The following is a 12,655-nucleotide window of genomic DNA, read 5'->3' as shown; positions in this document are numbered from 1 at the left end:
ATTATTAAGAATTAATCGGGTGCAAAAAGATCGTTGGATACAGAGATTTTTTTGGCCACATAATGGCTTTTATGCACTCTGACAAGAATAACTTGAGAGTATAATTCGAGTTCGCCATACTCTGGTTCTACTTGCACGTAGTGTAGCTGGCCAAATTCATCACGTACGCGTGCTTGAGCAGAAAAACCAGGTCTAGCATTACCACTAGAAATGGTTGCTAATCGGCCTAAGAGGTTATAGTTAGTATGAGTAAGCTTTGGCTTAATTACTTGGTCAAGGCAGTGAATCATGAACACAGTAAAGAAGATTGCGATGACTAGTGCGGGGACGATTAAATAAAAAGGTGAAATAAAATAATGTTGAATTGCGAAGAAAGAGAGTTGTAAAAAGTAACCTGCATAACTGAAATTGATGAGTAAAAAAACGAAAATTAGAGCTTTAGAAAATTTAACATTAAGTAATGGTGAGTTAGAAAGCCAATCGGGTGCAATTTTTTTGAGTAACTGACTTGGACGGAGTCCAATATACATACCAATGGTTTCTACCACGCTGAGCAATATCAAAGCCACTACACTTAAGTGAAATGGCATAAGATAATAATTGAAAAAGAAATCAGCCATGGCAGAAACTCTAATGTTAATCGTCTCAGTCTACGATATAGATACCGCCATCTGAATGTACTTTAAGCTCAACTTTATTTAAAAAATCACCTAAACAAGGACCTGAAATACATTCGCCTGTTTCCACAGAAAATAAAGCACCGTGGGTAGAGCATTGGATATATTCTTTGTCTTGATCTAGAAATTGATTTTCTAGATATTCAAGCTCAGTTTTTAGGTGAGGGCATAAATTCTGATAAGCATAGAATGCGCCGTCACGTTGCGTAACGAAAATAGTAGTTCCTTGTAAAGTGTCAAAAGCCCTAGCTTCGCGCTCAGGAACTTCTTCCGTCATACAGATCCTTTCCATTTCAAGCACATTCCTTCTGAAAATTTTCAAGCAGTTTAGCATAATCATTAACAGCTAAACGTGGACCAAACTGAGAGACGACTTCACTCGAAATTAAGATAGCTAACTGAGCTGCCGCATTCAAATCTTGATGGTAATTTAGGGCATATAGGAATGCGCCTGCAAATGCATCGCCTGCACCATTTGTGTCAACGGCTTCTACATGACGTCCAGCAACATGGAAATGTTGAGCTGGGTTAGAAACTAAAGCACCTTTAGCACTTTGTGTAATGACTACTGTATGATTTTTAAAACGTAATTGAGCAAGAGCATCTTCTACAGATGTTGTATTTGTATACATTAAGGCTTCTTGTTCATTACAAAATAGTAAATCTACGCCATCATCCATAAGTTCTTCCAAGCCTTCACGAGCGTATTGCACCATAGCTGGATCTGAAAGAGAAAGGGCGATTTTAACGCCATTTTCTTTTGCAATTTCTCTTGCTTGTTTTACAGCTTTACGAGCCGTTTCACTTGTAGAAAGATAACCTTCAATATAAAGCCATTTTGCTGTTTTTAATGGTTCAAAATCGATTTGATCTTGAGAAAGTTCAGCTGTAATACCCAAATATGTGTGCATTGTGCGTTCAGAGTCTGGGCTAATGAGTACCATACAGGTACCAGTTACGCCTTCACTGATCGATTTTGGTGTGGTCTGGATGTTAGCTTCATTTAGACCTTGCAGATAAATTGCACCTAAATCATCGTTACCAACGCGGCAACCGTAAAAAGCGCTTCCGCCTAATGCACTGAAAGCTACAGTCGTATTTGCCGCTGAACCACCACTTGCTTGACCTTTGTAGTCTTGGTGCTGTTTTAACTCTGCATAAAGAGCAGATTGAGTGTCACCATCGGACAACTGCATTGTGCCTTTTTGCAAGCCTTGTTGATTCAGAAAATCATCAGACACTTTAAATTCTTGGTCGATTAATGCATTACCAATTGCAAAAAGATCTACAGTTGCCATATGTGTTGTCACAAATAAAAAATCAGGTTGCTAAGTTTACACCATTGCTTGGATTTGCTGTAGTTTGTTGAATAAAATTCAGTTAATTCAAAAATTAGAAGCGAAATATTGTTGTTTGAATATTATTAAGATCATAAGTAGGTCAGCTCAGGCATTTTGTGGGCATCTTCATTATCAATCTTAGGAAATTTAAAGATGGTTATCGAGAGAGGTCCGTTACTTTCTTAAAAATGAGGGGATAGGGGAATAAATACACCTCATAGTAATTCTTTTTTTAATAAGATGATTTTTAAAGTCAGGGCTGATTTAACAAGACCATTGAACTCATAGTTTTAATAAATATTATCAATTAATAATGATTCTTGCTAATATTTACAAATACAGTGTATTTCATTGAAACTTCGCATGAAATTTTTCGTAGCGAACTTACATGAAGCGTTCTATTTTATTTATTTCATCAGTTGGGGTTATGACAAGCCATGTATATGCCGTAGAGGCAGAGCAACAGGCTGTGACGAACCTCCCAACAATTTCAGTAAAAGCTGAAAAGGAACAAAGCTTAAAACAAGAAGTGGGACAAGCATCAACTGCAACTAAAGGACTTATGCAATTAAAAGATGTTCCTCAAATCGTAAATGTGGTACCTAAACAAGTTTTAAGAGAACAAACTGTAACTTCGATGCAAGGCGCCTTGCAAAACGTTGCTGGTCTGAGCTTTAGTGTGGGTGATGGGCAGCGTGATCAGGTCATGATTCGTGGTTTCTCTGCAATCACAGATAACTATGTAGATGGTATTCGTGATGATGCATTGTATTTTCGCGACATGTCGAATGTTGAGCGTATTGAAGTATTAAAAGGTCCTGCTTCTGTATTATATGGACGCGGTTCTGCGGGTGGATTAGTTAATAAAATTAATAAAAAACCACTGGATGAATCTTTGCGCGAAGTGAGTCTTATTGGCGGTACAACAGGGCAACGCCGTGCAGAAGTCGATGTGAATGAAAAAGTAGCAGAGAATGTTAAGGTTCGTTTAACGGGCGCAGTTGAAGATTCAGATGGCTATCGTGATCAGGCCTTTTTAAAACGCCAAGCGGTTGCTCCATCTTTACAATGGGATATTTCAGATAAGACGAAGCTTTTAATTCAGGCTGACTATTTGCATGATGATCGTTTAGCAGATCAAGGTTTTCCGACAGATCCAATTACAGGTAAACCAGTTAAAACAAACCCTAAAACTTTTTATGGTGCATTAAACGGTAAAGAAGTTGGTGATGTTGATACTGAAATTTCAAGCCAAACCATAAGCTTAGATCATGAGTTTAACGATAATCTAAAATATCATGGTGCAGTTCGTCACTATAACTACTCATTAGACCGTCAATATAGTGTTGATTCACATCAAGACCCTAAAAAAAATAAATTGCCAGCTGACCAAATTCAATTAAGTCAAAGTAAACGAATACGTAATGAAGATGGAGTGTATGTTCAGCAAGAGTTGAGCGCTTTATTTAATACAGGTTTCTTAAAGCACAACACCTTAATTGGTGCTGAATATAGCAAGCAGCATAAAGATGAACTTGTCTGGAGTAAATTCCGTCAAATTACGAATATATTTAATCCAGAACTTGAAAATTGGGCACCATTAGATACAAGTGTAGCTGCTGGGACTAACAATACTAATACCTTTGAAAACTACGGTGTATATCTGCAAGACCTAATGACAGTGACAGACCAGCTTAAAGTCTTAGTTGGTTTACGTTATGACAATTTATCGCAAGATCGTAATGATAAAACAAGTAATAATTTAGATTTAAGCCGCACTGATAATACTTATTCTCCACGAATTGGGGTGGTTTATCAGCCAGTAAGTAATCTTTCATTCTATACGTCTTATAACCGATCTTTCCAACCTTTGGCTGATGCATTTGTTTTTTATAAAAACAGTGATGATTTAAAGCCTACTAAAACTGAAAATTATGAGGTGGGTGCGAAGTGGGATGTAAATGATCAATTGAATGTAACCTTGGCTTTATTTGAGATGAGCCAAACCAATATTCAAAATAAAGATCCAAATGATCCTAAGGGTTTAAGTGCAATTTTAGCAGGTGAGCAAAAAACCAAGGGTGTTGAGTTATCGGTAGCTGGTCAATTGACTGATCAACTTTCAGTACTAGCAGGCTATTCTTATATGGATGGTAAGATTGAAAAGTCGACTCTTGGGTTTACGGGCAATCACTCTGCGCTTACGCCAAATAACACGGCTAACCTTTGGTTAAAATATCAAATAAATGATCATTGGTATGCGGCTGTAGGTGGTCGTGGGGAATCCTCACGCTTTAGTGCGCCAGATAACAAAAATGTTTTACCGGGGTATGCAGTTGTAAATGCTGCATTAGGTTATCAAAGTGAACGTTATGATGTGAACTTCAACTTAAATAATCTGTTTGATCGCGATTATTTTGTTTCGGGACATAGTGGAGCCAATGATTCAAACATGATGGGTGATCCATTAAATGCTCAAATTGCACTTCGTTATCGTTTTTAAGTAAAAGTTTTTCTAAAAGCTCATCAACTTGATGGGCTTTTTTATTTATTGGGTAATATATAAATAGAATTAAAAGCTTTTGTTCTGGTAGGATAAAACATTCATGGCTATGTGCTTGATATCAAAGCCGTGCTAATGAAAACTAATACTCAACAAAAACATAGTATTTTACTTGGCTTTTGTTCGCCAATCTCAAGCTGACTCAGGCTATAATGAGACTTATTCACTTATCCGATATGTTAGGAGATCACATGACTGTAGATGTCACTGAAACCATTTCTCAAACTGTTCACCCTGCGTTTCAGTTGCTACGTCAGCACCATGTAGAAGCATTAGATATTTTAGTGTCTGAATATAAGCATAAAGTCACAGGTGCGGTGCATTATCACTTGGCAACTGACTATGATGAAAATGTATTTCTTGTTGCTTTTAGAACACAGCCTATGGACTCTAAAGGCACGGCACACATTTTAGAACATACCGCTTTGTGTGGTTCTGAAAAGTTTCCAGTACGTGATCCGTTCTTTTTAATGATTCGCCGTTCTTTAAATACGTTCATGAACGCGTTTACAGCAGCAGATTGGACGGCATATCCATTTGCTACTCAAAACAAAAAAGATTTCCAAAACTTACTTTCTGTTTATCTTGATGCGGCATTTGCTGCTAATTTGAATCCGCTTGATTTTGCTCAAGAAGGTATTCGTATTGAACTAGAAAATGGGCAACCTGTTTATAAAGGTGTTGTTTTCAATGAAATGAAAGGCGCGATGAGTGCACCGTCTGACCAACTTTACCATCAGTTGGCTCATCATTTATTTCCTGAAACGACCTATCATTACAACTCAGGCGGTGACCCGAAAGATATTCCTGATTTAACCTATGAGCAGTTAGTCGATTTTTATAAGGTACATTATCACCCAAGTAATGCTGTATTTATGACCTTTGGGAATCAAACAGCCTACGAGTTGCAAGAGCAATTTGAAAAATTAGCCCTACATAAATTTTCTGCAGGAACAACTCTATATTCTAAGCCCGAAAAACGCTTAGCAGCGCCAATTGAAGTAACAGAAAACTATGGTGTTGATAGTGATGATTTAAAAGATAAAACTTATCATGTCTTATCTTGGTTATTACCAGAAGCAAATGAAGTGAAATTGCGTTTGGGAATGCGTTTGGTTGAAGGAATTTTGTTAGAAAATTCAGCTTCACCACTGCGCCATTACCTAGAAACATGTGGTTATGCTCAATCAACAGGTCCATTAATGGGCGTAGACGATAGTAATTTTGAAATGACTTTCTACTGTGGTGTTCAAGGTTCAAACCCAGAACATGCGCAAAGCTTTAGAGAGGGTGTTTTAAATATTCTGCGTGATGTTGCTGCAAAACCAATTGATAGTAATTTAGTCGATGCAATCTTGCATCAGATTGAGTTGCATCAACGTGAAATTAATGGTGATGGTACACCTTATGGCTTAAGTTTAATTTTAAATGGCTTAAGCGGTGCGATTCACCACAATGACCCAATTCAAATTTGGGATGTTGACAGCGCCATTGCACAAGTTAAAGAAGAGTTGAAAGATCCAATGTGGTTATCAAATCTGATTCAAACACATTTGCTTGACAACCCACATCGTGTGCAGATGACTCTAGTTCCAGACCCAACTAAGTCTGTAAAAGAGCAAGAGGCGGAAAAAGCTCGTTTAGCTGCTATTGGTGAAAAGTTAACAGATGCTGATAAGGCTGAAATTATTGCTAATACCAAGGCTCTAGAGGAACGTCAGGATACTCCAGATAACCTTGAACTATTACCAAAAGTAGGTTTGGAAGATGTACCTGCTGACTTGCATATTGTGCAGGGGCAGTTACGTGAAATTCTTTGTAATCGTATGGATACGCCGTTGAATTTGTACCATGCTGGTACAAATGGTATTTACTATCAACAAGTACTTATTCAGATTCCTGAAGATATTGTGAAGTCACCTTACTTCAATTTGCTTTCTATCTTGATGGGAGAAGTGGGTGCAGGTGAATATGACTATCTTGAACTACAAAACTTACAAACGGCTGTAAGTGGTGGTTTAGGAATGGGCGCTTCATTGCGTAGTAAAGTTGATGACAAAGATAAAATTAGTGCTTGGTTAACGTTAACGACTAAATCTTTGACTCAGAAGTTCGATGCCATTCATTTATTAAAATTAGCATTTGAACAGCTTCGATTTGATGAGAAAGAACGAATTATTGAGTTATTGCAACAACGTAAAACACGTTGGCAATCTCGCTTATCTGGAGCAGGTCATAGCTACGCAATGCAAATCGCGTCACGTAATATGAGTGCATTGGCTCAACGCGACTATCAAAACACTGGTTTAGGTGCATTAAACTGGTTAGGTGAGCTTGTTACTAAGATTACTCAAGACTCTGTTGCCTATGATGATCTGATTGCAGAATTAAAGCGTATTCATCGTAAATTATTGCAAGCACCTAAACAGTTCTTGCTTGTATGTGAAGAACATCAGTCTGAACGCTTGGTTGAAGAAATCCAAAATGTTTGGGATAAGCTAAACGTTGATGCAACTGCAACAGAGTTAACTCACGTTGAACAGGCAAATGATAATAATCATGAAGCATGGTTAATTCAGGCAAATGTTCAGTTCTGTGCTTCTGCATATCAGGCGGTGGATGTTTCACATCCAGATGCAGCTCCGCTAATGGTATTGGCAGCTTATTTACGTAATGGGTTCTTACATAGCGCTATTCGTGAGAAAGGCGGTGCGTATGGTGGTGGAGCAAGTTATGATGGCAATGCATGTTCATTCCGTTTCTATAGTTACCGTGACCCACGTTTAGCAGAAACTTTTAAAGACTTTGAAGCAAGCGTGCAATGGTTATTAAATACGGAACAACAACCTCATCAGCTTGAAGAAGCGATTCTTGGGCTAATTGCAAGTATGGATAAACCAGGTTCTCCGGCAGGTGAAGCGATTACTGCATGTTATGCATTGTTGCATGCAAGAACACCGGCTTTCCGCCGTATCTTACGTGAGAGATTGTTGCATGTAACATTAGATGATTTACAACGTGTTGCTCGTCAATATTTGGTTGAGCAAACTCCTGTAAAAGCTGTAGTTGCACCATTTGCCAAACGCGATGAATTGCAGCAATTAGGTTTTACCATTCAACAAGTGAATTAAAATAAAGATTGGAGATGAACATGGCGTTCAGACAATTTGAACGCACATCTTTACAGCTAAGCATGGGAATCGTGCTTAGCTGTTTGTGTGCGTCTGTGACATATGCTGATACTTTGGCACCTGCAACTCCTGCGACAGTAGATGCATGTGTTGCTCTTGCTTCGAATGCCGATCGTCTGGCTTGTTATGACTCTGTATTTAAACCATCAGCTTTACCAGTTATTCAAGCTGCGGCTGTATCAGAGCCTGTTAAAAAAATTGACGCACCTGCGGTTCAACCTGAAACCTTTAAAGAGAAGGTTGTAGATACGGTTAGTAATATTAAAGTGATAGGTAAGGCACCACAAATTGAACCTACCACTTCTTTGTTAGATCAACGTTGGGAGTTGTCTGAAAAAAGTAAACTAGGGGTTTGGAATATTCGTGCCTATCAACCCGTCTATTTGCTACCTGTATTTTGGACGAGTGATAGAAATGAATTACCTACTAGCCCAAATCCGAACAATGTAGAACATACACCTCAAAATTTAAAATCAACAGAAAGTAAATTCCAGATTTCTTTAAAAACCAAAGCTTGGGAAAATATTTTTGGCAACAATGGTGATTTGTGGGTAGGTTATACACAGTCTTCTCGTTGGCAGACATTTAATGCTGAAGAATCTCGTCCTTTCCGTGAAACGAATTATGAGCCTGAAGCAAGTTTAATGTTTAGAACGAACTATGAATTGCTTGGTTTAGATGGTCGTTTGCTTGGAGTGACTTTAAATCACCAATCAAATGGACGTTCAGATCCGTTATCTCGTAGCTGGAACCGTGTCATCTTTAATGTAGGCTTAGAGCGTGGCAATTTTGCTGTAATGCTTCGTCCTTGGGTGCGTATTAACGAAGCGACTAAAGATGATAACAACCCTGATATTGAAGATTACGTAGGACGTGGCGATTTAACCGCTTTTTATAAGTGGAAAGATAATGACTTCTCTTTAATGTTACGTCACTCTTTAAAAGGTGGTGATAACTCTCATGGTGCTGCCCAATTCGATTGGGCTTTTCCAATCAGCGGTAAATTGCGTGGACACTTCCAGTTGTTTAATGGTTATGGTGAAAGTTTAATTGATTATAACCACCGAGCAACTTATGCAGGTTTGGGTGTTTCACTCTTGAACTGGTACTAAATTGCCATAAAAAAGCCGCTTTAAAAGCGGCTTTTTATTATCCAATTTGAATATTGGCCTGAGGATGCTTGAGTCGACTTTTTTTCGGAGTGGCAATTAAATAAGCCAGTGTTAATGGGCCAAGTCGCCCAGCAAACATCAACAAACTTAAAATGAATAAACTACCATTATGAAGCTCTGGCGTGATTCCACGAGAAAGCCCAACTGTGCAGGCTGCGGAAACAACCTCGAACAACAAGTTCATAAAGTCTGCTTTAGGTTCTAAAATTAAAAGAACAAAGAACCCAATAAATATGAGAATGCTGGTAATCGCGGTAACGGCCAAGGCCTTATAAGTCGTTTCGTGAGAAACAGAATGATTGAAGATCCTAATTTCATCGGTACGTCTTAAAAAGGACAATACACTTAAAACTAATATGACAAAAGTACCGACTTTAATACCGCCAGCAGTACTCAGTGAACCACCACCAATAAACATGAGCAACATCATAAGCAAAGAGCTGCTATTGGTCATTGCACCTGTATCAATGGTATTAAACCCTGAAGAACGCGGAACAGTCGCTTGAAACCAAGCATGTAAAGCTTGATCACTTACACTTAACATTCCTAGTGTATGAGGATTCTGAGCTTCCATAGCCCAGATTAAGATAAAGGCTACTAAATTAATAATGGCAATAGTAGTTAGAATGAGTTTGCTGTTTGGGCTAAGTTTTTTCCATTTTTTATTTTGTTTAATGTCCATGAGAACCAAAAAACCAAGTCCACCTATTGTGTAGAGTAAACTCACTGTAAGGCAGATGATATAATTATTTTGAAAAGTCATTAAACTATTATTAAATAATGAAAAACCAGCATTGTTAAATGAGGAAATACTATAAAAAAGCGCATAGTACAGTCCACGTGCAAAGCCGTAAGTTGGTGTAAAAGCAGTAGTGAGAATAATTGTACCAATAAGCTCAAAAATAAGGGTGTAAGTGACAACTCCCTTAGCAACAAAAGTAACCTTTGATAGGCTTGTTTGACCAAGACTATCTTGTGCCATCATTTGTTGTTTAAGACCAACTTTGGGTGACAAACTTAATGCAGCCAATATGGCAAAAGTCATAAAACCCAAACCACCAGATTGAATCAGCAATAAAATAATAGTTTGCCCGAACAGGGTAAAAGACTCATGAATATTTAAAACAGATAAACCAGTAATTGTGACTGCTGATGTGGCTGTAAAGAGCGCATCCATCCAGCTCACATGACCCGTATTGGCAAATGGAAGTTTGAGTAATAAAGTGCCAAAAATAATAAAGCCCAGAAACCCCAGTGCCAAGAGTGAAGGAGGGCTTAAATTTAATGTTTTATGGGGCTTGGGATATATAGACATATTCTAGATTTCGCCTCTTATAGGAAGCAATTAGAAAGTTTCTTTAACTGCGGTAAATGACCTTCTAAAATAAGAATATCATGCGTTTGCAAGGTGAAATTTTCTTCGGTCTCAAACAAAATTTGTTGCTGTCTTTTTACGAGCAATGTTTTAACCTGTGGTGCTTGCTGCATAATGCCATATAAGTTAATACCATTAAGCTTTTCGGGAATTTCAATTTTTATAATGTAATGGTCATCTTCTAAAGACATATAGCGACTCACCATTGGATAGTTCAGCGCTTGGGCAACTCGTACCCCCATATCTTCTTCAGGATGAATAATTTTATTGATATTGAGGTGCGACAAAATAGTGTGGTGTGCTTTGGTTTTTGCTTTTACCCAAACTTTTTCCATGCCTAAATTTTTTAAATTCAGTACACATAAGATGCTTGCTTCAATATCTTCACCAATTGCTACAACAACTGCATCACAATTTTGAATATTAAGTTCATCAAGTACATGTTCGTCGGTCGCATCTGCAATGACGGCATGAGTTAAAACGTTGGCAAGATTTTCAACATTCTTTTTTACCGTATCAATGCCAATAACATCATGATTTAATTTCGTGAGTTCTTGAGCAACAGTTGCTCCGAAACTTCCTAAGCCAATGACTGCAAACTGTGCCATGTTGGTCCTTGTTTCCTGATTAGACGTTTATTTTTAAGGATATTTTCTTTGAGATAAAGAGAGGCAATGTAAATATGATAGGAATATTAAAAGAATTATATGAATAAGCCGACAGATCTGTCAGCTTATTCATCAAAATTGAAGATTATTTCAAGAAACGTTTGTAGCCCACATTATTCGTAATTTCTGCATACGGATAACTAATCTGCTCCAGAGTTTCAATTAGACCATCAGGGTTTTGTTTCGCATCAGTTGCTTGTAAGCCTACTAAAACACGTCCTTCTGCAGCACCATGATTACGGTAATGGAACAACGTAATATTATGGGTAGGGCCTAAACGAGTTAAGAAGGTTAATAGGGCACCTGGACGTTCTGGGAATTCAACGCGGAACAATCTTTCATCATCTAGATTTGCATGACCACCAATTAAATAACGGATATGTAGTTTGGCAACCTCATCATCAGATAGGTCATCTACTACATAATTTTGTTGCTTTAATTGTTCTAAAATTTCATGACGTTCTGCATCACCACCTTTTAAGCTAATACCGACGAATACTTGCGCTTCATCAGTATTGTTTGCTCGGTAGTTAAACTCGGTAATATTGCGGCCTTGTAAAGCACGGCAAAACCCTAGGAATGCGCCTTTTTCTTCAGATAAGGTAACCGCATAGATCGCTTCGCGTTGCTCACCTAACTCGGTGCGTTCAGCAATATAACGTAGGCGGTCAAAGTTCATATTGGCACCACATACAATCGATACCATATTTTTATTGCTGATTTTATGTTCGGTAATATATTTCTTGATACCAGCAAGGGCCATTGCACCAGATGGTTCAACAATGCTGCGGTTTTCGTCAAACGTATCTTTAATGGCAGCACAGATTTCATCTGTGTTTACTGTCACAATATCAGGTTCAACAATTGGGCCTGAGTTATCAGATTTGCGCAGACGAATAATGTCAAATGGTAAAGCACCAATTTGAGCAACGGCAGTGCCATCTGCAAACAAGCCTACATGTGGCAAAATTACGCGCTCATTGGCTTCTAAGGCTGCTTTTAAACATGCCGACTCTTCATATTCAACACCAATAATTTTTACATGGGGTGCAACTTCTCCAAGGTAAGCTGCTACGCCTGAAATAAGGCCGCCACCACCTACAGCAACAAACACATATTCTACATCACGCCATTGACGTAAGATTTCATTTGCAATTGTGCCTTGGCCAGCAATAACAAGTTCATCGTCATAGGGTGGAATGAATACAAGGCCTTCGACTTCGGCACGTTGTTGCGCATATTTATTTGCTACATCAAAACTATCACCATGTAATACAACTTGACCACCCAAGCGTTTAACTGCTTGAACTTTAATGTCAGGTGTTGTACTTGGCATAACAATGATTGCTGGAATTCCTAAGCGTTGACCTGACAATGCTACACCTTGAGCATGGTTGCCGGCAGAGGCACAAATTACCCCACGTTCGAGTTGTTCTTTAGGTAATTGGCTAATACGGTTATAGGCGCCGCGTAATTTAAAAGAAAAAACAGGCTGTAAATCTTCACGCTTAAAACGAATTGTATTATTTAATTTTTGACTAATTCGTGGAGCTGCTTCGAGAGGTGTTTCAATTGCAACATCATAAACCGTTGCTTGTAAAATTTGTCGTACCACACGAGACAGCATGTTCATCTTCCCTATAACAGTTTAAAATAGGAAATTATTGTA

Annotated in this window: 9 protein-coding genes; 3 read left to right on the top strand and 6 right to left on the bottom strand. The window is 38.2% G+C overall.

Annotated features, from left to right (window positions below):
• Window positions 1-11: 11 nt before the first annotated feature.
• The 3 genes from WA249_RS09875 to WA249_RS09865 are packed head-to-tail and all read right to left on the bottom strand — an operon-like array spanning window position 12 to window position 1,975.
• On the bottom strand, window positions 12-620 hold the full coding sequence (locus WA249_RS09875) for an OB-fold-containig protein (protein WP_005306154.1): 609 nt from the start codon (window positions 618-620) through the stop codon (window positions 12-14).
• 25 nt (window positions 621-645) lie between these two features.
• A complete protein-coding gene (locus WA249_RS09870; RefSeq protein WP_336168332.1) occupies window positions 646-954 on the bottom strand; it encodes a Rieske (2Fe-2S) protein in 309 nt (102 codons plus the stop codon).
• 16 nt (window positions 955-970) lie between these two features.
• Window positions 971-1,975 carry an adenosine kinase gene (locus WA249_RS09865; protein WP_336168330.1) on the bottom strand — a complete coding sequence of 335 codons (1,005 nt, stop codon included), beginning with the start codon at window positions 1,973-1,975 and terminating at the stop codon, window positions 971-973.
• A 430-nt stretch (window positions 1,976-2,405) separates the two neighbouring features.
• On the opposite strand from WA249_RS09865, the gene WA249_RS09860 reads away from it, so the two are divergent.
• From WA249_RS09860 to WA249_RS09850, 3 genes are all read left to right on the top strand, one after another.
• On the top strand, window positions 2,406-4,520 hold the full coding sequence (locus WA249_RS09860; protein WP_336168328.1) for a TonB-dependent receptor: 2,115 nt from the start codon (window positions 2,406-2,408) through the stop codon (window positions 4,518-4,520).
• Between the two features lie 251 nt (window positions 4,521-4,771).
• Complete coding sequence (locus WA249_RS09855; RefSeq protein WP_336168326.1) at window positions 4,772-7,711, top strand: insulinase family protein; 2,940 nt, start codon at window positions 4,772-4,774, stop codon at window positions 7,709-7,711.
• A 20-nt stretch (window positions 7,712-7,731) separates the two neighbouring features.
• Window positions 7,732-8,883: a phospholipase A gene (locus WA249_RS09850; protein ID WP_336168324.1), complete on the top strand. Its 1,152-nt coding sequence runs from the start codon at window positions 7,732-7,734 to the stop codon at window positions 8,881-8,883.
• A 37-nt stretch (window positions 8,884-8,920) separates the two neighbouring features.
• Here WA249_RS09850 and WA249_RS09845 read toward each other — a convergent pair whose 3' ends face one another.
• The 3 genes from WA249_RS09845 to ilvA form a co-directional block, all read right to left on the bottom strand.
• On the bottom strand, window positions 8,921-10,258 hold the full coding sequence (locus WA249_RS09845; RefSeq protein ID WP_336168322.1) for a TrkH family potassium uptake protein: 1,338 nt from the start codon (window positions 10,256-10,258) through the stop codon (window positions 8,921-8,923).
• 17 nt (window positions 10,259-10,275) lie between these two features.
• Window positions 10,276-10,926, bottom strand: coding sequence for a potassium channel family protein (locus WA249_RS09840; RefSeq protein WP_336168320.1), 651 nt, complete (start codon window positions 10,924-10,926; stop codon window positions 10,276-10,278).
• Window positions 10,927-11,071: 145 nt separating this feature from the next.
• On the bottom strand, window positions 11,072-12,619 hold the full coding sequence (gene ilvA, locus WA249_RS09835) for a threonine ammonia-lyase, biosynthetic (protein WP_336168318.1): 1,548 nt from the start codon (window positions 12,617-12,619) through the stop codon (window positions 11,072-11,074).
• Window positions 12,620-12,655 lie beyond the last annotated feature (36 nt).

The organism is Acinetobacter sp. 161(2023), assembly GCF_037027805.1.
Lineage (GTDB): Bacteria > Pseudomonadota > Gammaproteobacteria > Pseudomonadales > Moraxellaceae > Acinetobacter.
This window is presented reverse-complemented; position numbering and strand designations above follow the sequence as displayed.